Source organism: Photobacterium chitinilyticum (assembly GCF_004104355.1).
Lineage (GTDB): Bacteria > Pseudomonadota > Gammaproteobacteria > Enterobacterales > Vibrionaceae > Photobacterium > Photobacterium chitinilyticum.
Genome location: NZ_RJLM01000002.1, coordinates 337,603 through 363,874, shown reverse-complemented (window position 1 = coordinate 363,874; position 26,272 = coordinate 337,603). Strand labels below are relative to the sequence as shown.

Annotated in this window: 20 protein-coding genes; 8 read left to right on the top strand and 12 right to left on the bottom strand. The window is 45.1% G+C overall.

The window, feature by feature from the left end; genetic code table 11:
• Positions 1–28 precede the first annotated feature (28 nt).
• Both EDI28_RS07730 and EDI28_RS07725 read right to left on the bottom strand, forming a co-directional pair.
• Positions 29–1,402, bottom strand: a complete 1,374-nt coding sequence (locus EDI28_RS07730) for an SLC13 family permease (protein ID WP_128783274.1) — start codon at positions 1,400–1,402, stop codon at positions 29–31.
• 22 nt (positions 1,403–1,424) lie between these two features.
• Complete coding sequence (locus EDI28_RS07725; RefSeq protein ID WP_128783273.1) at positions 1,425–2,069, bottom strand: TetR/AcrR family transcriptional regulator; 645 nt, start codon at positions 2,067–2,069, stop codon at positions 1,425–1,427.
• 418 nt (positions 2,070–2,487) lie between these two features.
• Here EDI28_RS07725 and EDI28_RS07720 point away from each other — a divergent pair, with 418 nt between their 5' ends.
• Both EDI28_RS07720 and adeD read left to right on the top strand, forming a co-directional pair.
• The gene (locus EDI28_RS07720) at positions 2,488–3,876 is read left to right on the top strand and encodes an NCS2 family permease (protein ID WP_128783272.1); all 1,389 of its coding nucleotides are present in this window, start codon (positions 2,488–2,490) and stop codon (positions 3,874–3,876) included.
• 14 nt (positions 3,877–3,890) lie between these two features.
• Complete coding sequence (adeD, locus tag EDI28_RS07715; RefSeq protein ID WP_128783271.1) at positions 3,891–5,648, top strand: adenine deaminase; 1,758 nt, start codon at positions 3,891–3,893, stop codon at positions 5,646–5,648.
• Positions 5,649–5,742: 94 nt separating this feature from the next.
• On the opposite strand, the gene EDI28_RS07710 is transcribed toward adeD, so the two are convergent.
• The 3 genes from EDI28_RS07710 to EDI28_RS07700 all read right to left on the bottom strand — a co-directional run bounded on the left by EDI28_RS07710 (position 5,743) and on the right by EDI28_RS07700 (position 9,498).
• On the bottom strand, positions 5,743–7,296 hold the full coding sequence (locus EDI28_RS07710; protein WP_128783270.1) for an alanine/glycine:cation symporter family protein: 1,554 nt from the start codon (positions 7,294–7,296) through the stop codon (positions 5,743–5,745).
• A gap of 361 nt (positions 7,297–7,657) precedes the next feature.
• Entirely contained in the window at positions 7,658–8,125 is a 468-nt protein-coding gene (locus tag EDI28_RS07705; RefSeq protein ID WP_128783269.1) for a methylated-DNA--[protein]-cysteine S-methyltransferase, read from the bottom strand.
• On the bottom strand, positions 8,122–9,498 hold the full coding sequence (locus EDI28_RS07700) for a DNA-3-methyladenine glycosylase 2 family protein (protein ID WP_128783268.1): 1,377 nt from the start codon (positions 9,496–9,498) through the stop codon (positions 8,122–8,124). Before EDI28_RS07700 ends, EDI28_RS07705 begins: the two co-directional genes overlap by 4 nt.
• Before the next feature lie 185 nt (positions 9,499–9,683).
• On the opposite strand from EDI28_RS07700, the gene EDI28_RS07695 reads away from it, so the two are divergent.
• Positions 9,684–10,256 carry a DUF2913 family protein gene (locus EDI28_RS07695; protein ID WP_128783267.1) on the top strand — a complete coding sequence of 191 codons (573 nt, stop codon included), beginning with the start codon at positions 9,684–9,686 and terminating at the stop codon, positions 10,254–10,256.
• 350 nt (positions 10,257–10,606) lie between these two features.
• Here the strand turns inward: EDI28_RS07695 and EDI28_RS07690 are convergent, their stop codons facing one another.
• On the bottom strand, positions 10,607–11,515 hold the full coding sequence (locus EDI28_RS07690) for a LysR substrate-binding domain-containing protein (protein WP_128783266.1): 909 nt from the start codon (positions 11,513–11,515) through the stop codon (positions 10,607–10,609).
• A 172-nt stretch (positions 11,516–11,687) separates the two neighbouring features.
• Between EDI28_RS07690 and EDI28_RS07685 the strand changes: the two genes are divergently transcribed.
• From EDI28_RS07685 to EDI28_RS07675, 3 genes are all read left to right on the top strand, one after another.
• A complete protein-coding gene (locus EDI28_RS07685) occupies positions 11,688–12,821 on the top strand; it encodes an alanine racemase (RefSeq protein ID WP_128783265.1) in 1,134 nt (377 codons plus the stop codon).
• 1 nt (position 12,822) lies between these two features.
• On the top strand, positions 12,823–13,734 hold the full coding sequence (locus EDI28_RS07680) for an ornithine cyclodeaminase family protein (RefSeq protein ID WP_128783264.1): 912 nt from the start codon (positions 12,823–12,825) through the stop codon (positions 13,732–13,734).
• Between the two features lie 277 nt (positions 13,735–14,011).
• Complete coding sequence (locus tag EDI28_RS07675) at positions 14,012–14,593, top strand: DUF938 domain-containing protein (RefSeq protein WP_128783263.1); 582 nt, start codon at positions 14,012–14,014, stop codon at positions 14,591–14,593.
• A gap of 308 nt (positions 14,594–14,901) precedes the next feature.
• Here the strand turns inward: EDI28_RS07675 and EDI28_RS07670 are convergent, their stop codons facing one another.
• Together EDI28_RS07670 and EDI28_RS07665 are read right to left on the bottom strand one after the other, a co-directional pair.
• Positions 14,902–15,162, bottom strand: coding sequence for a hypothetical protein (locus tag EDI28_RS07670; RefSeq protein WP_128783262.1), 261 nt, complete (start codon positions 15,160–15,162; stop codon positions 14,902–14,904).
• A 492-nt stretch (positions 15,163–15,654) separates the two neighbouring features.
• A complete protein-coding gene (locus EDI28_RS07665; RefSeq protein ID WP_128783261.1) occupies positions 15,655–16,071 on the bottom strand; it encodes a helix-turn-helix domain-containing protein in 417 nt (138 codons plus the stop codon).
• A 135-nt stretch (positions 16,072–16,206) separates the two neighbouring features.
• Between EDI28_RS07665 and EDI28_RS07660 the strand changes: the two genes are divergently transcribed.
• Both EDI28_RS07660 and EDI28_RS07655 read left to right on the top strand, forming a co-directional pair.
• Positions 16,207–17,400: a C45 family autoproteolytic acyltransferase/hydrolase gene (locus tag EDI28_RS07660; RefSeq protein ID WP_128783260.1), complete on the top strand. Its 1,194-nt coding sequence runs from the start codon at positions 16,207–16,209 to the stop codon at positions 17,398–17,400.
• 76 nt (positions 17,401–17,476) lie between these two features.
• Positions 17,477–17,743: a hypothetical protein gene (locus EDI28_RS07655; protein ID WP_128783259.1), complete on the top strand. Its 267-nt coding sequence runs from the start codon at positions 17,477–17,479 to the stop codon at positions 17,741–17,743.
• A gap of 410 nt (positions 17,744–18,153) precedes the next feature.
• Here EDI28_RS07655 and EDI28_RS07650 read toward each other — a convergent pair whose 3' ends face one another.
• The 4 genes from EDI28_RS07650 to EDI28_RS07635 form a co-directional block, all read right to left on the bottom strand.
• The gene (locus EDI28_RS07650; RefSeq protein WP_128783258.1) at positions 18,154–19,098 is read right to left on the bottom strand and encodes an FAD:protein FMN transferase; all 945 of its coding nucleotides are present in this window, start codon (positions 19,096–19,098) and stop codon (positions 18,154–18,156) included.
• 66 nt (positions 19,099–19,164) lie between these two features.
• Positions 19,165–22,176: an NADH-dependent flavin oxidoreductase gene (locus EDI28_RS07645; protein ID WP_128783257.1), complete on the bottom strand. Its 3,012-nt coding sequence runs from the start codon at positions 22,174–22,176 to the stop codon at positions 19,165–19,167.
• 459 nt (positions 22,177–22,635) lie between these two features.
• Positions 22,636–23,904, bottom strand: coding sequence for a sigma-54-dependent transcriptional regulator (locus EDI28_RS07640; RefSeq protein ID WP_128783256.1), 1,269 nt, complete (start codon positions 23,902–23,904; stop codon positions 22,636–22,638).
• Positions 23,891–26,269, bottom strand: a complete 2,379-nt coding sequence (locus EDI28_RS07635; protein ID WP_128783255.1) for an ATP-binding protein — start codon at positions 26,267–26,269, stop codon at positions 23,891–23,893. The genes EDI28_RS07640 and EDI28_RS07635 overlap by 14 nt, the downstream gene beginning before the upstream one ends.
• Positions 26,270–26,272 lie beyond the last annotated feature (3 nt).

Sequence of the window (26,272 nt, the reverse complement as noted above, 5' to 3'; positions counted from 1 at the left end):
GCAATACAAGGATATGGAATGGAAGCGGCTACCGCCAGAACAACCAGGCAAAGATAGCAAGAGTGACAATACAGACAATATTGACAATCACCCCGACTTTCATCATTTCGCGCTGTTTAATATGGCCCGAGCCGAACACGATAGCATTGGGCGGGGTGGCCACAGGCAACATAAAGGCGCAAGAAGCAGCAACGCCGATCAGTACCGACAGGATCACCGGTGATATTCCTAAAACCTCGGCGATAGAGACAAAGATCGGCACCAACAACGCAGCGCTTGCGGTATTGCTGGCAAACTCTGTCAGAAACACCACGAAAGCAACCACAATCAGAAACACAAAAAACAGACCGGCTTGCTCAAGCAGCCCGCTCAAACTGTGAGCCAGAAAGACACTGGCACCGGTAGCCTTGAGTACATTGCTCAGGCAGATCCCGCCCCCGAACAGTAGCAATACACCCCAATCGGTTGTTTTATCTATATCTTTCCATTCAACAACCCGAGAAATGCCCAGCATCACGATAGCGGTCATTGCAACCAGGCTATCAAACTTGCTAAATCCACCAAGGAAAGCATTGAGCGGCTTGCTAAATATCCACATGAATACGGTAATGCCAAAAATAACCAAGGTGGTCAGTTTCGCATTGTCCCACTTGACCGGTTCATGGGTGATCTCAAACGTGTACTTCAGGTTCGGCCTTAGCATCAGATAGAGCAGAGCAACCACCAGAGGCAACAGAACCAGTGTGACCGGCAGGCCCAGCGCCATCCACTCTGTAAAACTCAATCCGACTTCAGTTGCCGCTATTGCATTCGGCGGACTACCGACGATCGTGGCGATGCCACCGATACTCGCGCAATAAGCAATCCCGAGCAGAACAAAAACGTAGGTTCCATGCTCTCGCTTGGCATCGACTTTGTTGAGTATGCCCAGCACCAGAGGCAACATCATCGCCGTTGTTGCCGTGTTGCTGATCCACATAGAAAGAACAGCGGTTACCCCGAACAGCATCAAGACAGCGACGGTCATATGGCCTTTGGCCAACAACAGAACTTTGTCAGCGATGGCTTTATCCAGTTCCTGGCGGTGCATGGCAGCAGCCAGCGCAAAGCCACCAAGAAAAAGAAAGATGATCGGATTCGCGAAGTTACCCAGTGCCTGAGGGGTGTCGAATATCCCCAGCCAGACAGCAAGCAGGGGAACCAACACAGCGGTGATACTCACATGAATAGCTTCTGTCAGCCACAGGATAGCAATGAAAGTTAACAGGCTGAGGCCAACAACAACGTCGGGCTCAAACGGCAAGGTATTTAACATCAACACAAACAGTGCGACATCGGCAAGAAAAATAACACTGTTACGATCAAACAACCATTTTTTGATGGCAAGGCTTAAAGTTGTCATACGCCTTCCTTACGGGTAGTCCCTAATCCACGGCACAACCATAAAGAAACAACCGGATATTTTGTCGGTACAGACTTTCCAAATACCCAATAGTCTCTTCTTTCGATTGGCCTTCCCTTTTTAACGGATAGAAGAAAAAAGGCATCATAACCAGCGCGTTGAAGCTGTCTTTAAGCAAGGAGACATCCAGGCTGGGATCAATAAAGCCTTTTTGCTGTAAAGTCGTGAAGATCTTAATATGAAAAGCATCAGTGTGGGACAGGATAGATTTATCGATGTAGCTACGGCGCGGGCCATCGTTAAGCACCAGCGTCTTATAAATAATACCCAGCAATTCTGGGTGTTCTATATCCAAGTGAAAAATTGTCATAAACAACTCTTCAATGGTATTTCGGTCTGAAGAGGCTTTCTTCAACTGATTGAGTTTGTCGAAAAAGGGGGCATAAATATCATCGAATACAGCCTTGTACAGCCCAGCCTTACTTTCAAAGTAATAACTGATTAGTGCAACATCAACTCCGGCTTCCTGCGCTATCCGACGAGTAGTGACTTTATTGTAAGAATGTTCCATAAACAAACGTCTGGCAACATCGAGAATAACCTGCTGGCTACTAGGCAGCTCGGCTTCTTGTTTCGGACGACCACGAGATTTGGTTAGGGCATTCATGAGGCTACATATCCACTCAAAATTTAGGCACTACTATAATTAGACCTTAACTAACTATAGGAAAACTAAGGACTGTTCAAACTTCCCATATTTAATGTCAAATTCCACTGAGGAATTTGACGTGCATCAATGTTGTTATTTACGTATTCATCAAAAGCCAACGTTTGCGGAATAATTAACCCAATCAAATGAGACCTCCATCACCCCCTCCTAGCCTGCCACTTCCTTAGAATAGAACTGATCAAAAAACATACAACCCAAAAATCATAAGTCGTCAGCACCTTGATATCAGTCCCTTAGGGCAGTGATCTCCCTACTGAATACGAGAACTGCAGCACAATCATTTAACAATAATTCGGGACAACATGGTTACCACTGGTGCTCATCTGCTGGATGGAAGACGGAAAAGGAATCATTTATGAACGTACCGAGCAATGAAAGCAGCGCCCCCATTAGCGATCTCCCCAAGGATTCGACAGCCAAACCGCAAACCGAAACTCAGCATGGTTGGCTCGAGCGCTATTTTAAACTAGCGGCCCACAACACCACAGCTTCAACTGAGGTCATCGCAGGTATCACTACCTTTATGACCATGGTTTATATTGTGTTTGTAAACCCACAAATACTGTCTGCCGCAGGCATGGATCCCAGCGGCGTCTTTGTCGTAACCTGTATGATCAGTGCCATCGGCTGTATTGCCATGGGGCTCATCGCCAACCTGCCTATCGCCCTGGCTCCCGCCATGGGACTCAATGCTTTTTTCGCCTTTTCTGTTGTCGTCGGCATGGGTATCAGCTGGCAGATCGGGATGGGTACTATTTTTTGGGGCGCAATCTGCTTTGCCCTGATGTCTGCACTCGGTATCCGTTCCTGGATCTTAAGCAACATCCCAAACTGCCTGCGGATCGGTATTCCTAGCGGGATCGGCCTGCTGATCGCTCTTGTCGGGCTGAGTAATGCCGGTATTGTCGTCGCTAGCCCGGCAACCATGATCACCGTCGGCGATCTGAGCTCGCTGCAGTGCGTATTGGGCGCATTAGGCTTCTTTATCATCGTGATCCTGTCCTCGCGCAACATCCACGCCGCCGTACTGATCTCTATTGTGGTGGTGACCTCCATTGCCGCACTGATGGGCGATGTCGAGTACACGGGGATCATCTCCATGCCACCAAGCATTGAAAGCACATTCGGCCAGCTCGATCTTGCTGGTTCATTCGATATTGCGCTGGCTGGTGTCATTTTCTCATTCGCCTTGGTCAGCCTGTTCGACAGCTCGGGTACCATGATTGGCGTGACCGAGAAGTGCGGCATTACTGACGAGCGAGGCCGTTTCCCTAGAATGAAACAAGCCCTGATGACAGACTCGATTACTTCGGTCACCGGTGCCTATATGGGAACGTCTACCGTCACCGCCTATATCGAGAGCTCTGCAGGTGTTGCCGTCGGTGGCCGAACCGGATTGACCGCTATTGTCGCCGGGCTGCTATTCATTGTGGTGATCTTCTTTTCCCCGCTGGCCGCGATGGTTCCGGGCTACGCAGTCGCAGGTGCGCTGATCTATGTCGGGATCCTGATGTCCTCGGGGCTGGCGAAAGTCAACTGGACGGATATGACCGAAGCCGCTCCGGCCTTTATTACCACCGTCATGATGCCGTTTAGCTTTTCGATCACAGAAGGTATTGCCACCGGCTTTATTACCTACTGCGTGATGAAAGCCGGTACCAACCGCTGGCGTGAAATTCACCCGGGAGTGGCCCTTGTTGCCCTGCTGTTCATCGTCAAGTTTGTCTTCGTCGACAGCCATTAATCAGGAGTGAAAGGATGCCGAACCTAAAACACAAACACACCCAGCAGCTCGACAGGGAGCAATTATTGCGTCTGCTCGCCGTGCTACGCAAAGAGAAAAGTGCCGATCTAAAATTGACCAATCTGTCGGTGCTCGATCTTATCAACGGAGATGTGACTTCCGGCCCTATCGTTATCGATCAAGGCTACATCGTTGCTGTTGGCCCGGAAGCCGACACATTGCAGGCAAAACGTACTGTCGACTGCAACGGCCAGATTGCCACACCGGGTTTTATCGACGGCCACATGCATGTCGAAACCTCGACCATGACGCCATTTGAGTTCGAACGCACCACCTTGCCGCTCGGCACCACCAGCATCGTGTGTGATCCCCATGAGCTCGTCAATGTAATGGGCAAACCGGGAATAGAGTGGTTCCTGCGCTGCAGCGAGATGATGAGACAGAACATGTTTGTCCAGGTCAGCTCCTGTGTACCGGCCGTAGCCGAGCTGGACATCAACGGTAGCGACTTCACCCTGGAAGAAATGAAGGCCTACCTTGAGCACCCGCATGTTCTGGGGCTGGCTGAAGTCATGGACTACCCTGCCGTCCTCAATGGCAATCCGGACATGTTGGATAAACTGGCAGCTTTTAATCCGCTCAATATTGACGGGCACTGCCCTCTGCTCAGCGGCCGTGAACTCTCCGCCTACGTGGCCAGTGGGATCCAAAACTGCCACGAGACTACCAGTTACCAAGAAGGCAAAGAGAAGCTGGCCAAGGGGATGGCAGTGATCATGCGTGAGGGCTCGGTGGCCAAAAATCTGGATGCACTGGCTCCGCTGATCACCGACTACAGCTCGCCGCAGTGCCTGCTCTGTACCGACGATCGCAACCCCCATGAAATTGCCAAAGAAGGCCATATCAACTACATGGTTAAACGGTTGATCCAACACCATTGGATCAAACCTCATCTAGCCTATCGGGTTGCTTCATGGTCGGCAGCCCAGCACTTTGGCCTACGTCGGCTGGGGCTGTTAGCACCGGGTTACAAGGCAGATATCAATCTGGTCAAAACACTCAGAAATGTTGATATCCAGCGGGTCGTGATCGGCGGGCAGTTTGTTGACGAGCTGAACCTAGCGGGCTCAGTCGCAGACAAGCTACGCGCTTCTGTCCCTCCCTTGCAACCAACAATGAAACACAAGACGGTAACAGCAGACGAGCTGGCCATTCCGCTTACAACCGGAGACTACCACGTTATCGAAATCGTCAAGGACGAGCTGCTGACTAACCATCTTGTGTGCCGTTTTGACGGCCAGCAATTTGATAAGCAGGGCGTCAACAGGCTGGCTGTAGTCGAACGCTATGGCCATCAGCTACCGCCGGCAATGGGACTGGTAAAAGGATTTGAGCTCAATCAGGGTGCGATTGCGACCAGTGTCGGTCACGACTCGCACAATATCGTGGCGATCGGTGCCGACAAACACAGCATGGCTCTGGCTATCAACCACTTGCTAACTATTGGTGGCGGGTACTGTGTGGTGCAAAACGATAATGTGACAGCCGACCTAAAGCTGCCGCTAGGGGGGATAATGAGCCTGGACAGCTCTGAAGCCATTACCGACCAAATCATTGCCCTAAAGCAAGCGGCACAAACCATCGGAGTTGAGGTTGCCGAGCCCTTTGTACAAATGAGTTTCCTCGCCCTGCCCGTGATCCCGTCGCTTAAGATGACGGTAAAAGGACTGGTCGATGTTGAAAAGTTCGAGCTGATCGATCTGCAACTCTAAACACCGCAGGCCGCGCTTATCGGGAAAAAAAACAAGTCAGCCAATGATATTGGCTGACCTGTCGTGTGCAGACTAAAAAGTCTAGTAGACGAATTTAGTTGTCAGTCTTAGAGAAAGCCAGCCCCTTCTCACCTTCTTTGCTGTAGTCTTTAATTTCGCCCGACTGGACACGTGCCAGGAACGAATGCAGTTCTTTCTTCACTACCGGCATCAGGAAGTACAAGCCGATGATGTTGAAGATAGACATTGCGAAGATAGCCGCATCAGAGAAGTCAATTACTGCGCCGAAGCTAACGCTGGCACCGACCACGACAAACAAGCAGAAGATAACTTTATAAACCAGATCCGTCAGCTTGCTTTCGCCAAACAGGTAAGTCCAAGCTTTCAGGCCGTAGTAAGACCATGAAATCATGGTTGAGAAAGCAAACATTACAACCGCTACTGCCAATACATACTGGAAGATGTCAGCTGTTTGGGTAAACGCCGCCGCTGTCAGTGTTACACCGCTTAGCTCGCCAGTATTCATCCCCGAAATCGTAATAACCAATGCCGTCATGGTACAAATCACGACGGTATCGATGAAAGGTTCCAGAACAGAAACCAGTCCTTCAGTTACGGGCTCTTTGGTTTTTACTGCCGCATGAGCAATCGCCGCCGAACCGACACCCGCTTCGTTCGAGAAAGTCGCACGTTTCATACCTTGGATAAGCGCACCGACGAAACCACCAGCCACACCAGCACCGGTAAAGGCACCGTCAATGATCTGGCCAAATGCATCACCGATCATCGAGGCATTTACCGTTAGAACAATCACCGACATACCGACATAAATCAAGGCCATTGCAGGAACCAGCTTGCCCGTTACCCGGGCAATCGATGGCATGCCGCCAATGATAACCGAGCCGACCATACCCGCCATAATAAGACCCGTCACCCAGCCATAGCCTGCAGGCAAGTCCAGAGTCTGTACAATCATCGCATTGGCCTGGTTACCCTGGAACATATTACCGGCACCCAGCGCACCCAAGATGGTCATCACGGCGAAGCCCACAGCCAGTCCTTTACCCAGACCGCCAAAGCCTCTTTCTTTCAAACCTTTGCTCAGGTAGTACATTGGACCACCCGACACATCGCCATTTGGCAATTCGTTTCGGTACTTAACCCCAAGAGTACACTCACAGAACTTCGAGGCCATCCCCAACAGGCCACACAGGATCATCCAAAATGTTGCACCCGGACCACCAATCGCCAGCGCCGCACCGACACCGGCAATATTACCAAGTCCGACCGTACCGGAGAGTGCTGTTGCCAGCGCCTGGAAATGAGACACCTGACCCGGATCCTTGTTATCCGGATCAGAAAAGTCACCTTTCACGATTTTCACCGCCAAACCAAAACGCTTGAACTGCACAAAACCGAAATACAGCGTGAAAATAATGGCCGCAACAAACAACCAGCCAACAATGACCGGGAAGTTTGCTCCATTGACAGGTACCGACGCAAAAATGGTGTTCGCGAACCAACCGAGGTATTCGCTAAAAAAGTGATCGACAGCCTTATCAAACCCACCTTGCTCACCCGAGGCAAAAGCCGAAGAGGTAAACATGGTTAACGCTACAGCAAGATAACAACTAATTTTTGATATCATATTCCGTTCCACCTGTGTTTTTATTTATGTTGGCGGAGCACAGCAGAATTTTTCACCATTCAGTACCGTGTTTACATATTCGCCAACATTTCCCTGTGGAGAAAAAAATTAGCAATAAGGAAACATGATCTCAACATTCCAATTCATCTTGGCGTAGATTTAAATTTTGGCTTATTTCAAAAAAACACGATCATCAACCATTATCTGACAACCGAGCAGGCCAGATTGTTACTATTTCATCTACAAGCAGTGAATGGCGATCCAATCACAAAACATTAACAATCCGTTAACCTCATCACCTTTTGATACAATTATCACTATCACAGCACGAATTTGGCCAGCCAGAAAAACTAAAATGACCCTATCTTTTGGTGGGTTTTAGTGGCTTTTCATGCTCGAGTAGCCAGACTTTTAGATCCAGCCCACCTGCATAACCAGTCAGTTTTCCGGAACTACCAATCACCCGATGACACGGTACGATAATAGGAATTGGGTTTTTGCCATTAGCCGCCCCAACCGCCCTCACCGCCTTGGGGTTACCAATGCGGTTAGCGATATCGGCGTACGAGCAAGTTTCGCCATAAGGAACATTATTGAGAGCCTGCCAAACCTGGCGCTGAAAGTCGGTGCCGTTCATCTTGAGCGGCACATCAAAGTCTTGTATATCTCCATTAAAATAAGCTTCTAATTGCTTACAACACTGCAGGGAAATTGCGTTGGGCGCTTCGCTGCCCGCCGGATCGGCATCAAATTCAATGGCTATTACTGCCGATTTATCTGCGACGATATTCAACCAGCCGATCGGCGTCTGCAATAGTTGGTTGTTCATGACAACGTGCTCCATAAATACAAAGTTAAATAACTGCGCCATGGCGCGGCAAGTGAATCATCGATAGGTTCAGGGATCATTGCCAGTGCTTTTTTCACACCTAAATCACTGACCAGAAAGATATCAGGATCACTGAGTCCGCGCATCCGCAGATAATCCACCGTCCAAGGGCCAATTCCCGGCAAAGCCAATAAACTTTTTCCATCATCCAACGGATTGTCTACGGCAAACGCCGAGAACTGCCATAGCGTTTCCCGCCGCCGCTGCGGCATACCAAGCAGATCTAAGTCAAACTGGCTGACTTGCTCCGGAGCCGGAAAGTAGCAATAGTCGTTGGCGTTATTCGGATTAAAGGCAACAAATCGACCGACCAGATTTCGCGCCGCCTTCACCGATACCTGCTGACCGAGAATGGCACGGATACCGGCTTCAAACGGACTCCAGATCCCCGGCAGACGAACACCGGCCATATCAAGCTCTTCACCGTTCATAGCTTGCTGCAACTGCTGCTCAATCAGCGAGGAATCTGCATCCAAATCAAGGCAACGACGGATCGTCTTGATCACCCGGGGAAGATATTTCAGGTCGGTCAGATATATCTCAACCCTAAAAGAAGATTTCTCTTCATGATGAGTCGCCGTGAATCTGCCTACACATTCGTCATACTGAAATGTTCGGCCATAGCTTTGCTCATCAAGCCATTCCAGCCCCGGAATTAGGCGTGATGCGAAAAACTGGTGCAGGTATGCCCAGTTATACGGCGGACGGTAGGCAAGCGATAGGGCAATTCCTTTGCCGGCGTCGGCTGTTACCTTTTGCTGTTTGCGGATCTGAGACGGCGTCAGGAAAAATTGTTGTTTAAAGCAGTCGTTGAACCGCCGAATGCTATTGAAACCACATGCCATCGCAACGTCAGTTACCGGTAAGCAGGTATCATGCAGCAATTTTTTTGCCAACAAGCATTGCTGGTATAAACTGTAAGACTTGGGAGACAGACCAACTTCATCCACAAACAACTGGCGAAGATAACGCTCGGTGATCCCCAGCCTATCGGCAAGATGAGTAAGCGGTTGCTCCGTCAGAGCTCCTTCATCAATCAGCCGTAATGCCCGATTGAGGGTCGCATTTTTCCCCAGCCAAGCAGGGGAACCCGGAGCACTGTCGGGACGACAGCGCAGACACGGACGATAACCCGCATTGGCTGCCGCAACAGCCGTCGGAAAATACTCGACATTTTTTTCTTTTGGTGCAGGGGCCGGGCAGATTGAACGGCAATAGATACCGGTGGTTTTCACTGCGGTAAAAAACAAGCCATCATAGCGGGTATCTCTTGCTAACCTGGCCTGCTGGCATTGAATTGGGGTCATTTCCATGACAGAACTCTCGATGGCTTATCTTCTGCTAAGTCTAAAGACTTTCGAGAGCAACACTAGCCAGAATCGGCACTGAACCCTAGATACGATACTTGTTCAAGGAAAAAGATAACGAACGCTACGGTTATCTTATGACAGTAATAGTATGATATTATTGTTAAGTTCTGTTCCAACTGGGTACTCGAATGAACCAATCCCAACTGCTGTTAGACATTAGTACTCATGCCTTATTACACTTAGAATTTAAAAAACTCGACAAACGCCTCACCCTAACTGAGAAGAATAATCTACTTGTTCAGTATCTCAAACCCGTAGTCAAAGCCAGTCGGTACCGGACTGTCAGAAAGTCGACTAAAAATTGGCTATTGCTCGGGCGACAAGCGGGGACCAACTTAGAATCAATTCTAGTTCGGAACCACGAGCGCTTACTGCAAACCTGCTCAACGGACCTGTACCGTTTTGTCGGGCTCATTAGGGAAGTCGAATCTCAGCTTCGTACCAATGCTCAATACTCGCTGGCCCACAATATCGACCTGAATGCTCGATATGGCAAGGTACTAGTATGTGTGGTTGATGAAGATTTAACATCGAGCTTTGATGATGAAGGGCTGATGATCAAATCAACCCAGATACTTTTCATCGGTAGTTCTGATCATAAAGATTTATTTTCTAACATTATAGAGCGAAGCGGCTATTTTCAATCGGTTGTCGCATACGAAGACGAAAACCATCTTCGGGTTGAGTTATTTCGGATGTAAGTTAATGCCTTAGTACACATTTATACCCAAGCTACCTCAAGATACAGGATTCAGAGTGAGGCCAGCGAGCTCAGTTCAAGGAAAATGACGGAAGAAATGGCTATTCCCTTTCAACGTTATTTGACACAGAAATGGGTTCGCTGGCTCACTCCCAAAGGGCGAGTTTACTTGGCTGCTATGCGTTGTTACCGATTATTAATTTAGAGCCACTAGATCTTCTAATCGATGCCTAGCCTAGTAGCCAAGTAATTCTCGCTGAAACGAGCATCTTGAGGTAGCTTGGGTATATACCAATGTGGGTTAAATCACATTGGTATAAGTTAGATTTATAGCCCTCGCTTTAAGCATTTCTACTTCCAGGGTAATGGGACTAACCGCTCTTTCATTAGCGAAATAAAGCCAGAAATACGAGCTGAGCGTTCTTTCTCTGGGCTACTTAATAACGCGACAATATTGGCGTTTGGCAAAGAGTACGTGGGCAATAAGCGAACTAGCTCACCACTGTTAATCTGAGGTTGGACATCCCATTCAGAACGCATAATGATACCTAAACCGGCCATGGCCCAATCTTTAATCACTCGACCTTCATTACTTGCCAGTGTCGGATTGATTCTAACCACCTCACTCTTTCCATCGACACCATTTATAAACTGCCACAAAGTAACATCTTCATTATTTTCCCTCAACGCAATGCAACGATGCCTGATCAGATCCTGCGGTTCCTCGGGACACCCCATTTCCTGAATATATTCAGGAGAAGCACATATAAATCTTTGATTTTTCGCTAAAGTGATCATTTTCAATGATGAGTCATTCAAAGCACCGATATAGATGATAATGTCCCATTTATGATGACTTGCCCAATTAGGATTATCGGACAGCTCCAGCTCAATATCTAACTGTGGATGCTTCGCTTTATATTCCCCAAGCAACGGGGCAACATAATCATTTCCAAAACCAAGGGGGGCCAGCACCCTTAGCTTTCCGCACACTTGTTCTTTTCTCTCATCAAGCTGCTCTTGTAAATCATCCAGCCCCTTGAGGATAGGGAGCCCTTTATCAAGGAGAAGTTGTCCTTCTTCTGTAAGGCTAACGATTCGAGACGGACGTTGAATCAGCTTAATCGACAGTTTTCTTTCAATATGTTGGAGCCGAAGCGTCACCGAGGGCGGAGTGATATTTAGGGCTCTGGCCGTATCCGCCAACGTTCGATGGCTGGCGACGGTCATAATAAATCTGAGATCTTCAGTTGTAATCATTTGGTTTCAACCAAACCTATCAGTTAATTTTTATTAATGTAAAACAAAACCTAATTCTTGGATACTCATATTAGTCATCGGATTTGATGCAGTTCAAATGCATTATCTATTTTTACTTCTGGTACGTAAGGAAAAAGACCATGTTATGTAGTGAAAACCTGGATGCCCAACTATGGAAAAAGTACGAGGTCTGGATACGCCTTTCTTTCTTGTCAACAAACCAACATTTCTTAATAACCTAGCCAGGCTAAGCAATAAAATTGAAGGATTAGGGACAAGTCTGAGGCCACATTTTAAAACAGTAAGATCACTCGATGCGATACAGTATTTATTGCCTGACAAGACATCTCCGGTAACGGTATCGACCGTAAAAGAAGCAGAAGCTCTCGCAAATGAAGGCTACAGCGACATCCTCTATGCCGTAGGAATTTCAGCCTCAAAGTTATCCAGAATACGTGACCTTAACTCTAAAGGGGCAAAGGTTAGAGTATTGCTGGATAGTATGGAGCAAGCTCAGATCTTGAACCAGTTTTGCCAAGACAACCATTGCTCTATTGCGGCATTGGTAGAAATTGACTGTGACGGGCATAGAGGAGGCATTAATCCGAATGATCCGGCGTTAATCCAAATCGCTCTATTACTGCTTGATGGATTTGCACAATTTCAGGGGATATTGACTCATGCCGGCGAGTCTTACCATTGCTTTGACCAAATATCATTACGTGAAAGCGCGAAGAACGAAGTAGAAGCGGCACTTAAGGCTACCAAACAGCTTCGTTCAGTGGGGATAGCATGTGAAATCGTCAGCATTGGTTCGACACCCACGGCACATCATTATCAGAATCTGGACGGAATAACGGAGGTTAGAGCCGGAGTTTATGCTTTCTTTGATTTGGTCATGGCCGGGATCGGTATCTGCAATATTAATGATATCGCCGCTAGCGTCGTCACCACAGTAATAGGTCACAATAAAGATAAAGGTTGGCTAATCGTCGATGCCGGGTGGATGGCACTCTCTTCTGATCGCGGTACAGAAAATCAACCAAGAGATTGTGGATATGGCCTGGTAACCAAGTGCGATGGAAAACAAATTGGCGATTTACAAGTCACCACTGCAAACCAGGAGCATGGCATTATTGAAGCTGTGAATGGTTGTGACATAAATTTCGAAGATTATCCCCTTGGCTGTCGATTGCACATTCTGCCTAATCATGCCTGCGCTACAGCGTCTATGCACAAACAATATCATGTGTTTGATACACAAGACCAAACCTACGACGTTTGGACCAGAATTCAGGGGTGGTAAAATGATTTATATGAGCGAAACTCAAACAGCAAGCCTTATTACTCATGAACTTGCATATTCAGCAGTAAAAGAGGCGCTTGTTGCGGCCATCAGCAACGAAGTAACACTGTTTCCGGTAGTCAATGCATCGGGCCCGCAAACTGGCTCCATGTTTTCATTGAAATCCGCTTCGACCTCAACGCTAGTGGGATGGAAAACGGGTACCTATTGGCCAAACAATCACCTTCAAAATAAACCATGCCACGGAACCACGGTATTTTTGTTGAGCCCTGAAACGGGTGAATTGATTGCCGCAGTTGCTTCAAGCAAGGTCAACGCTTACCGCACTGCGGCAGCCGATGCCGTTGCTGTCGATTATCTGGCTCGGGACGACGCATCCGTATTGACCGTATTTGGAACAGGTCATCAGGCAGAGTATGAAATCTTGGCAATATCGGCTATCCGTAATATTTCCAGGGTGATTGTTGTAGGAAGAAGTAAAACTAAGACAGACAAATTTATCGGGCGACTTACTGAGAAAGGGGTGTCGGCTGAAGCTGGCGAGGCGCAATATGGTTGCGCACAAGCAGATATTATAGTGACGGCAACCACAGCCAGTGAACCGTTATTCAAGGCGCATTGGGTCAAGCCTGGTACGCATATCTCTGCAATGGGGGCAGATAAAGTAGGTAAACATGAGTTACCTGTCGAACTATATCAGCATGCCACGCTATTTTGTGATTATAAGTCGCAATCTGTAGTTATCGGTGAGTTTCAGCATACAACCAATGCCCCGATAACTGAGATAGGGGAAGTAATTACCGCTCATTCACCCGGCAGAGCATCAGCCGAGGACATTACTGTCTTTGATAGCTCAGGTATTGCTGTACAAGATCTGTTTGTTGCTGCTAGGTTACTTGAATTAATACAATAAGTGACTCTACCCTACAAAGCTTGCACATTGTCATTCTACCTGAAATCCGGCTTAGGGCTGCCCCCTAAGCCTTTATTAGGTAAAAACAAGGGACGATATTCATTCTGCAAATAACTCTGTTGTAAATTTAATACCTTTATAATTTATTCCAAGAGCTGTACTAATTTCCCTCAGAGTTTCACACCAACGATCAGACAATCACTCGTATAACATCTTGCCTTATAGCAATAATTAATGAAAACTATATAAATAATCTAATCCAACCATATGAAGCAATATGTCCAAGCGTTTTAGTCAGCACTGCGAAAACAATAAACAGCCAATCCTAGAACAGCTGTCCATCCACTTTAAGAACTGCCAAAACGCTCTGGAAATCGGTTCAGGTACTGGTCAGCATGCGGTATTTTTTGCGTCACAGATGCCCCAATTAACCTGGCACACCAGCGATATGCCTGAAAATCATGCAAATATTCTTGCCTGGATAGCCGAATCTCCCTCAAAAAATATTACTCCTCCCATCACGTTTACCATAGGGCAGGATCCTTGGCCCGGGATCCATGCGGATGCGGTATTCACGGCTAACACCACTCATATCATGCAACCTTCTGAAGCCAGGCAGATGATGGAGATCATATCTATCAACCTACCCGAAGGCGGTGTTTTTTGCCAATATGGCCCAATGAATGTAAATGGCCGATACACCAGCGACAGCAACCGAGAGTTTGATAAAAACCTAAAGCAAAAAGGTTTTGGCGGCCTACGGGACATCGAGCAACTGATCACTTGGGGTGAGGGAATGCAACTAGCTGCTAGGGTCGCTATGCCGGCCAACAACTTTTTATTGGTGTGGCAAAAATAACCATTCCCCCTCGAATACCCTGTTGATCATAAAAAACTCAACAAAGGATATTTAAGGTTCTGTCACAAACCATTTACCAGAAGTAAGCCCTACTCTTCTTTAAGTAGAGCTTTTCACTTTCTATACCATCTGGAAACGTTGGAACAAATCCATGCCGTACACAATAGCTAGCATTTCGTTAACGGTAACCAACAACCATATACAGCACAACAAAAAAGTATAAGACAATAATTGTACAAGCTTATGAGTTTAGCTCAATTTATATAGATGGCCATGGTTTAAAGTTGTTACATTAAATATGCGATTTATTAATGTCTTAGCGGCAAATAGGCTGCTAACTGTATAATGAACGGCAGCATTGGATTCATAGTCGCCACATGATTAGATGAAAATGATGCGAATTCTTTATATGCCTCTTCGAAAGATTCTGAACCAAAGCCAGTTTTCATATTTGTAACAATTTGAGAAAGCTCTTTTTTTTGTTCACTATCTATTTGAAGATTTTGGATCTTGAACTCTAAATCAAAAAAAATATGAGCAACAATATTACTCTCTGTATCTTTTAACATAACAGTTTTTTAAACCCTACCATTTTTGTTTCACCAATATCATTACCGCCTCTAATATCAATGGAGGCACTATCATCATTATTTTCATTCACAAGCATTATCTTCCTTTCTTGCTCAATCCAATATAAATGGTTAGAACTTGTTCAAGCTGACTCATTGAGATCCGGTTGAATTTAAAGTAGCTATCAGCGGGCCTTCCATTATTGATGTATGCCAATTATACATCACGGTTTCTGGCATATGCCAGAAATATATCCACTCTCTAGCACTAACAGACAGATAATGAAGCACAATCGTGCCTGATGAAGAGACAGGCACGAAGCTGGACAGGAGTTTGTCAGTAATTTTGCTAAATTAGCATGTGACGGATTACTCAAGATATTGCAAAACCTCTTATCTAGTGGCCAATTTTACTCATCCACTACATAGAGCGCGTTTCCATAATTTGGAAATAATTAGTGCTGAATGTATGAATTCTGGATATGTATTCGGTTATTTATCTTCGTCTACGCTATCCCGCTTTTTAAGTGACGCATAAAAGTTGGATAAAAACTCAATGTCCTCTTTGGGCGCGGCGAGCATGAGGTCGAGAAACTTTAGTGTACTGGCAGAAAGAGGCAGTTGACCGCCATGGAGTCGCTCTAATTGTGTCATTGGGAATAGTTGTAGCAAACTGACATCAAGCGCTTTGGCAATTCGGAAAAAATCCAAGATAGTGAAATGACTTTTCGCTTCTCGATCCATTTTCTCATAAAGAGCAGAGCGTCCAATGTCCGCTTTTTTTGCCAGTGAGTTCTTAGACAGCCCCTCTTGAACCATGAGCGCTTCGATACGCTCGATCACCATTTTACGAAACACTGTCTCTTCAACACCGAAAAACTCGAACCCTTCAGTTTCTATTTCTGCCATCGTGCCTGTCCATTTTTCTGGAATTATTACCTTAACAGTATCTGAATTTCGGAAATTTGAAATGATAATTTAATAGCCAGATACAGAGACACGAACTGTCTCAGATGATGAACCAAATACATAAGGGTAAACACCATGCTAACGACTAAACGCGCAATCCTTGCTACAGCACTTGCACTTTCTGGCGCAGCTCATGCTATTTCTCTTGAGCCAGCTCCAGGGTTGGATGTGAATCAGCCTTATTACAGCCCTCAGGCATTTGTTCAACAAGAAAGTCTGCCGATTGTCGATATTCGTGGTGTAAAGCCTGCTGACTACGCTGAGCTGTTTGAAAAGCAGGTAGGTGAAGAAGTACGACGTGGTATTAAGGAAGCGCAATATGTCTATAAACTAGCAAGCATTGATGTGGTCGAATTTGAGAAAAGTTCGGTGAAGGTGTTGGAAAACTCTCGAAAGCTAAACCCTGAATATTTCGATGTTGTTAAAGCGCTTGCCAAAGTAGGTGGGATTTCACTAGAAACCATGTTCACTCTGTCTCAGCTAGATGCAGCATTAGCGTCGGCCGCTCAGTCTGCACTTAGCGGATGCACAACAGTCAGCTTCGTGGATACGGGTGTTGTTGGTCAAGTAAACGACACGCCATCGCTATCTGGCGGTAACTACTGGGTGTTGCAAGCGGATGATTATGTACAAGTAATGGCATCTGGTTTCTATGGCTCGGGTCAAACGCTAGGTAAAGACATTGGTGTTGTGATTAACTTCCAAGGTACAGATTCGAAAGGTGTTGGCCTTGATGCAGACAGTGCTATCGAACTCGGTGCACTGCAAAACTACCTAGTTCGCAATGCCAAGAATGTTGATGATGCAGAGAAGATCCTAGACAAATACCGCACAGTCGTCGCGTCTCACTTCAACTTCGCTGACAGCCACGGAAACACGGTTGGAGTGGAAATGCTCGATGGCGAAAACTACGTCATCAAGCGTCAAGCTGGGGTCGGTCATGCGAACCACTCTGAGCGTCCGGGAGTGATGCAAGCCTTTGCAGAGTCAGTTGGCCTTGGTGAGAAAAATAAGCAGCGCACAGTTGCTACCGCTTACACTGAGTGGCGCGCAGAGTTCGCACAGCAATTCATCGACAACACGCCAGAAGGTAATGTCGACGCTGCGAAATATGTACTTAATACTAAGCCAATTGCTCAGCATGCTGCTTATGGCTCTGACTTCATCTCTACGTTAACAGCAGTGATGGATACAAAAAAAGGCTGTATGGAAGTTACTCCAGGTGTGGGTGAGTGGAATGACTTCCAACGTGTTTGTCTTGATAAGTAAGATCCAAGGCTTACTAGAGAGTTAGAGTAAGATAGCCACGCGCAGTCCTTTGAGGGTTGCGCGTTTTTGGGAAGCGATGATGAAACTAACGTATGTGATTTGGTTTAGCGCCTCGCTGATGGCCGGGTGCGCGAGTACTCCTTTTGGACATCAAGATTCATATAAACTCTGTCAATCTCTTGCCTATGCCTACGATGAGGCAGTGATTCAAGAGTTAGAGCAAAGAGGGCTGTCTGCGACTGATAAAGAATGCGGAGATGCCAAACGTGAAATGCTCCAAGAAATCGAGGCCAGGCGTTTTCTATGGAGTGTAGAGCACTCATTAAGACATGAAGTGGATTAATTGTTTTTTGATAGCTTGCGCAATGAGTGGTTGTGCGCAAGACGTTAGGCAGTTAACTCGCTACTCTAATTGCCTGCAATAAAGTGTCTTTTTTAGAATCAAGTCAAGTGGTGTCGATGCAGAGTTCTGTACGTTAGTCGTTCGTTAGGGAAAACACTTTTTATATGGATGTGGTGCAGAAATCGAGTTTCGCTTACTGCTGAGAGCGAAAAATTTAATAGATTAGGTATGAGAAAAATTATGGTACACAGTATCACTTTACTCTGGGAGGTTGGGCGTCTCTAACTTCGAATGGGGCAGGAACGTGTTAGTGTTATGACTCTAACAATGTGAAGACATTAAGTTCAGTTCCATATACTACGTTGCCAAAAGACTCGCTTCCGACTTAAAGTAAGCTCGGCACAATGATTTCATTTCTGCAGAATGCATCGACCATCGTCCTTCAGACCATTTGTTACATAAACTTTACCTTGATCCGAAATCAAGACTGCCTCAATACCAACTTGCTTGTTTAAGTAGGATAATGCTTCTTCAATTGACGCTAGAAACCCAGCCGTGCTCCATATTTCACCATCAACAGACTGCTTTGAAATAATGGTTACACTCGCGATATTTGTTGTAATCGGTCTACCTGTTTTTGCATCAAGTAGATGATGATATCGTTGGCCATTCACCCCAAAGTAACGTTCGTTTATACCAGAAGTCACCATTGAGTGATCTCGAAGAGGTACAACTCGGCTAATTTCACCTCGAGAAGATAGCGGGTCTTGAATCCCTACGTTCCATGCTTTAGACGCATTGTCAGGTGAATACCCGATGGTTAGCACGTTGCCACCTAAATTAATATAACCATACTCAACCCCTTCACTCACAAGGTATTCTTTTATCCGATCGGCAAAATAGCCTTTTGCTATCGCTCCCAGATCTATCTGCATGTCATGTTTAGTTAGATATACCGTCTGATACAGTTCGTCTAAAACGATTTTTGTAGGATCAACAATGGTTAGCTTATCAGTAAGTTCAGCACTGGTTGGAAGCCTCGCATCTTGGAATCCAATACGCCATGCCTTGACAAGCGGTCCAATCGCGACATTAAAGGGGTTAGCGGTATCGACGCTAATTTCTTTGGCTTTCTTTAATAACTCATACAAATCCGCTCTAACACGAACGGGACGAACTCCCGCGTTGTTATTTACGTGCATGAGTTCAGATTGTGGCTGATTGACAGTGAAGCGTTGCGCGAATTGCTGAAGCTGAAGGTAACTATCTCTTATTAACTGCTCACCATTATCATGATGAATAGCGAGATCAATGAAGGTTCCCATCATTTGAAAGCGAGTTTTGTAGCTTTGCATTTTGTAAACCCACGTTTGAATGAAAAAGAGAGGGAAGCTCTTGGCTTCCCTTTTATTTGACTAAGCTCATTCAGATACACTGTCGCCCGCAATGCGACCGTAAGTGAATATATCAATCAAAGCGTTACCACCTAGACGGTTACCGGCATGAATACCACCAGTTATCTCACCAGCGGCATATAAACCAGGGATAGGTAAGCCATTTTTATCCAATACACAAGCTTTGGTATCAATCTTCAGACCACCCATAGTATGGTGCACTGATGGTTTACGTGGTGTTGCGTAGAACGGAGCCTTCTCAACTTTCAGACCAAGCGCACCCTTATGAAACTCAGGATCACGACCTTCATCTACATAAGAATTATAGCGACGAATCGTCTCGGAGAGTTCAGCTGGCGAAACATCAATTTTCTCCGCCAACTCTTCAATAGAGTCAGCTTTTATGATGATGCCTTCCTCAATTTCGCGCTCAATTGTTTCGTAAGTCGTATTAGCAGCGGTCTTGCGAATCTCTTCGTCAGCAATCATGTAAATCACGCCACCGTTATCAAAGAATGAGTTAGAAAGAACGTCGCGGCTCTCGCACTCATCAACGAATCGCTTACCTTGCTTGTTAACAAAAACAAAGTTTTCAGGTGGAACAATTAGACCAGTGAGAAGCGCACCGGATTTAGGGTCGCCAATTGGCATTAGCTGTATGTATTCCATACCAACTACATCAGCACCTGCTTTTTCACCAATCTCAATACCGTCACCAATTAGCGCCGGTGAGTTAGTCGTTTTAATGTCATCCGCGATCTCGTTCCAATAGTTGTTGTACTTTTGAAGCATTTTCGTGTTGGCACCAAAACCACCAGAAGCTAGCACCACACCATTATTCGTATTCAATTTGTATTTGGTGCCATTAGAATGAGTTGCTTTAATGCCGACGACCTTACTATCTTCAACAATTAAATCTTCGGCACGCGTATCAGTGATAATGCGTCCACCTTGAGCAATGATGTGTTTTTGAAGTTTCTCGACAAACTCAACACCTTTTGGACGAGTAGGCTTATGTGCACGGCGCCATAGCGCACCGACAGCGATATCAACCATGTCGCGGTTAAAATCGATCCCTTTTTCTGTCAGCCAATCGATCGATTCCATAGCACGACTGGTAAGAGTATGAACGAGATCATACTGGCCATGGATTGATGCACCATCAAGGTTCGTTCGTTTACCACCAAGATACGTTTGGATTAAATGAAGTTCCATTGAATCAAACAGATAATTTTTGCCACTTTCAATATCGAGGAAGTAATTAGCCAATTGATCTTTAAGTGCACGGAAATCCGATAGGTACTCTTGTGCAATGTCAGACTCTGGGGTATCAGCAATACCTTTTAAGTAGTCAGCTTCACCTGCAATCGCTGGGAAGTCTTTTTGCCACTTAGGTTCAGCAGCGTTAACCCAACCACCGGTGCGAACAGTGTTGCCACCAATAGCAGGAAACTTCTCAAGTACGACAACAGACTTGCCGCTGTCTAGCGCTGTCAGTGCTGCACTCAAACCCGCACCGCCGCCACCAACAACGACAACGTCAACGGTTTCTTCGATAGTTTCCGTTGACCATTCCACAGCGTCACGAGCCTTACAGCGAAGCGCTTCTGAGTTACCACCAGCCAAATCTACTGCATTGGATACGCCATCAATAACGGCCTGACTACTTACTGTTGCGCCTGAGATAACATCAATGTTTAGTGTTTGACCATCGAGAATTTGTTGAGGAATGCGTTCAAATGCCGGGTTCGCGATACCATCAGATTCCTTCGATGAATCAACCAACACCTCAAGAATTTTGTCTTCAGAGAGTGTCACCGTTACAGGCAGTTTGCCGTTATGACCGTAGCCATAAGCTGTGTATTCACCGGGCTCGAATTTAATGTCAATATTCTGAAGTTCTTTGATACGTTGGTGCTTCAATGCCTCGGCAGCACTATCAACAATCATGTAATCCATGATTTCCCACAGCGGAGTCGGGATCATTAGTTCTTCTTGCTGTGCGATGTCTGCAAATTCTGCACAAAGCTCACCGTTAATCGCTTTCGTTGCCCATGTTGGTTCAACTAGAAAGCCTTTACCAATGCTTACCAGGTCATAACCTTGTTCGATCGCATTATCAGCATCAGAGCGCTGGGCGATTCCACCCACACCAATGACGGGAATCTTAGCAACACTTTCAGACTTCAGAGTATGATATTTATTGATGAGAGGCTCTTTATCTTCAGGGTTCACAATAGAATTGCGGGTGTAGTTCCCCATTGAGAAGTGGAAGTAATCAAGGCCACATGTTGCAAGCTTATCCAGAAGAAACATACTATCTTCAAAGCGAATACCTGGCTCTTCAATTTCTTCAGGAGAGAAGCGGTAGCCAATAATGAAATCTGTTAACTGGTGAGAGGCAACAACTCTTTTCACTTCTTCTAATATCACGACCGGAAATGCTGTGCGCTTTTCAATATTGCCACCCCATTTGTCAGTACGACGGTTTGAATGAGGTGAGAAGAATTGTTGGATAAGGTATGTATTGGCGCCATGAATTTCAACACCCTCAAATCCCGCAAGAATTGCACGATTTACTGCATGACCAAAGCTCTCGATCATGCCTTCGATTTGTTCTTGAGTCATTTCAATAGGGGTTTCTGCGCTGTCGCGAAGTGCGGCTACTGGACTAGCAGAAATTGGCTGATGACCGCCATTATATTCTCCGTTTGCCATACGTCCGGCATGGTAGATTTGAAGAATCGCTTTAGAACCTTTTGCTTTAATGGCGGTTGCAAGCTTTTTAAGTCCCGCAATTTTGCTGTCGCTATTGATACCTAACGCACCAGGAAAAGCTCGACCGTAATTTTCAACGAAAGCGCTTTCAACGATGATTGCGCCGGCATCACCTGAACGAGAAGCGTAATAATCAACCATCTCCTGCGTGACACCACCATCAAAAAAAGCGGACTGAATGGTCATAGGGGCCATTACAATACGGTTTTTAAGCGTAGCGTGTGATAATCCAAGCTTTATTTCTTCGATTAACTTAGTCATTTACCAACATTCCTCATACAGATTAATTCTTATATGAAATATTCCTAAACTCACAAGAGCGCTCAAAAGAGATATTTCATATAAAAAATAAGAGCCCATAAACAGACTTACGCCATAAAAATACTACGGATATTTTTTACGAGAAAATGAAACGTTTGCATTCAATCTATGCGTAAAATTCATGTATTTGCAATTTACTTATGTCCACAATGCATTAGTTACTGTTTAACCAGCACCACCATTTCACGTAACAGACAAAACAAATGTCTATCCCATTCCTTGTTGGCGGCAGTCATAAATTGCTTCCCTGACGGTCAAATTACTCACTTTGTGATTTTTATCAGTAAAGGCGTAAGAGAGGGGGGAAATGAATGCCTTATAAGCATCAGGCATTCATGGAAGACGTTTCTTCTTGAAAATAACAGCTGAGATAGCAGAAAGATGATTGAAAGACTCTGCCTAGTTTATTTTATAATTGGCTTTGTCTAGATCGTATTTTCTCATTCGAAGATACAGCTTTTTTCGCTGAATTTTCAGGTAATCTGATACATCATTGATGCGCCCGGCAAACAGATAGAGTGCATCTTCTATTAACTGCTTTTCATATTGTTCAACCAAATCATCTAACGGGCTCGTCATTTGTTCGATGGGGTGCGAGTGCTCAGTACTTGAGAGTTTAACAACACCAATGGCGTACAATTCAGCCACACTTTTTAGTTCCCGTACATTTCCTGGCCATTGATGACGTTTTAATGTCTCTAAATAAGCCTTATCAATTTTAGGGCGTTGTTTTCCCAATAACAGACAGCTTTTTCTTAAAAAATGGCGAAATAGCGGGATGACATCATCTTTACGTTTACGTAAGGGGGGAATGATAAATCGAACCTGGCTCAGAAAATAAAAGAGTTCTGGTAGTAAACGGTGTTCTTTTAGATCATTTTCCGGACATTGACCAAAGATTGCCAGCAGCTTAACGGTACGCTTTCCCGAGCGTTCTTGATTTAACAAAAAATGACTGAGAAAACGTTGTACCTCTGTTGGTATTGAGCATAGATCATGTAATATTAAACTCCCATGTTTGGCTTCTGTTAATACTTTTTCTAGCTCTTCAACAGACAGTAAATCATCACCATTTTTTACGATCATAGGTTGTGATTGTCGGGAGCTAAGCTCATGCAATAGTTTGGCTGTTGTGTATCGTCCTGCCCCATTTTCTCCCTGGATGAGAGCATCCCTATCAGCTGTCGCCAAGAGTTTAATATGTTTTCGGATTTCTATAATCTCCTGGCTTTCACCAAGTAACTGTTCAGGTAACACGTTCTCGATAATTTGCCATTGTTCGATCATTTTTTTACGTTTTGTGATTACTTTTTCAATAAGTGAAAGTAATTTCTTTGGCTTTAGTGGTTTTTCTAAATAGTCAATGGCTCCTTTTTGCATGGCTTCTACCGCCATTTCGATATCACCATGTCCTGTGATTGTGATGATCGGTAAATGCGGACTAATGGCTTTAACTTTATCAATGAGCTCCATTCCACTCATGGTTGGCATGTAAATATCTGTAAGAATAACGCCAGACCAATTCGGATGAATCTCTTGCAGTGCCATATGAGGGTCCAGAAATGCACGTGTTTGATAACCAGCCAATTCTAATAAGTGCTGGCATGAATCAAGTACGTGCTGATCATCATCAATAAGTACGATTTGAATATCATTACTTAGTTTCATTTGCTGGGAACTCCAAAACGATCATTGCACCGCCATCCAGTGTGGAGGCGAGTTGAATTGAACCTTTCAAACGGGTCATGATTGAACGGCAAATGCTCAATCCAAGTCCTAAACCCACTTCTTTGGTTGTAGTGAATGGGGTGAACAGCTGATTGATAATGTCGCAACCAAAGCCTGATCCGTTATCACAACAGGCGATTATTATAAATTGGTCAGTACGACTTAACTCTATGATCTCGACTTTGCCTTGTTTGTCGACAAACGGGGCTAGCGCATCACAGCTGTTGATGAACAAGTTAACAAGAACTTGTTCAATTTGAATTAATTCACCTATGCATAAGCAGTTATCACCCAGGTGATTACGAAGTTGAATATTATGTTGTTTAGCACGGTATGCAACGATGCCAATGGCATTCTCAGCCGCCTGTTGTAGCCCTACGATCACTGCGGGGTTTGGTACCATTGGTTTTTTGGAAAAACTACGTAGATTCGCAATGATCTGATCCATGCGCTCACAGATTTCATTCATTTTTTCCATGGTGTTGTGGATGTCTGGATATTGGTTAGAGTCGTAGGTCATCTGTACAGTAAAAATGTAAGTCGACAGCGCTGAAAGAGGCTGATTCAGTTCATGGGCCAGCGTCGTCATTGCTTGACCGACTACCGCCATTTTAGCCGCTTGAATTAATTCATCCTGAGTAGCGACAAGATTGAATTCAGCGCGTTTTCTTTCTTCAATCTCATCCTGCAATGCGGCATTCGTTGTAGTCAGTGATTGTGTTTTTTCTTGCACCTTCTGTTCAAGCCAACGCGTGATATTTTCTTGTTCTGTAATGTCAGTTAGCGTAATGATGACCTTCGGGTGTGTGTTTTGTTGGAATACACGCAGATCCAGCCGGAAGTAACGAATTTGATGGTGAGTATGGTTAATCGCTAAAGTCAGGTTATAGGCCCCATCTCTCAGTAACGTACTGTTTGGAAAGAAAATTGATTTAAGTTGTTGATGCTCTTTAGATTCAAACAAATTCCAAATGTCCTCTGACTCAACGGAAGAGGAAGATAGTAGAGCAAATAACTCTTTTGCACTTGAGTTCATCGATTCAATAACACCTTCAGTGGTGCAGGTGATAATACTTGCTTGAGTATTATTGATGAGATTTAACGCATTGGTTTTCTCGATTTGTTGCATTTGAGAGCAGAAATTACGGAGGTTGGTCCCGAGCTTTCCAATTTCGTCCTGACCGGTCACTGAAATAGGCAGACTTACTTCGCCAGCGACAACGGCATTAAGGGCTAAACTGAGATCGTTTAACCGGCCAACAATACGTTTGCGCACAAAATAAGTACAAATAAATGCACTAGAAAACAAGGCGAACAATAAAACGATCAAGAGAACACCATTGCCCATACTGACGGTTTTTTTTGCCTTTAGCTTAATACCGTTTAATTCACTGCTAGCCTTCGTAACCAGGTTTTTAACTTGCTCTTGCTGATAATTTAAGCGTTCTTTTATCATCACTTCTTGACTGTTCGTTTGCTTGGTAATTGTTGCAATCTGTTGCAATACCGTATGCAGTCTTCCTTCCGGCTGAACGAGCTCAATGAGTTCAAGTAATAGTTGGCGGTGGGTAATACTTGCAGCATTGTGTAGTAGGGTATTACTTAGTGTTTGTATTTCATCGGTTTTATAGCCTATGAATTGAAAAGCACTATTTAAGTTACGTTGTTGGTGCTGACGGATCACCTCTTGTACGAGAGAGATTAGCTCATTTTCATTAATGGTCAGCATCTGTAAGGTTGAAAAATCGGTATATAGCGCGGTTTGGGTTGCGGCATTAAGAGTAATGGCCCGATCGTGAGTGATCTGCCATTCAACCTCTTGTCTCAAAGGGTTGACCTCATCAACAATGTCTTGGTGAAGCCATAAAATAGTCTCTGATATTTTATCCAGATTTTGTTTTAGTTTTAGTTTCTGTATCAGCGGTTCAGTATACTCCTGAATATCGGCATCCAGCCGATGGTATTCTTGTCGTAAGCTATTGACCAGAGGAATGGTAGTCAGCTCAATAGTCGTTTGTTTAATTTCGTTGATTTTGTTTTGTAGCCCGAGTTTGAGTTGATTGAGCCTTACCAAATTTTGGGTGGTATGAATTTCGTTTAAGTAAGCTTGTAGTTCGGCACTACTACGCTCTATTTGATAGCTTGCTTTCAGCGCAGGAATATTCTCATCAATCATCAGATCGACTTGGTTTTCTAAGGTATTCCAAGTAGTGAATGCAACAGTACTCACTAAACAAATCATGAGCAAGATGCAGGTAAACGCAGCAACTAATCGCGAACCGATAGTGGTAAATTTAAATGTCAAAGT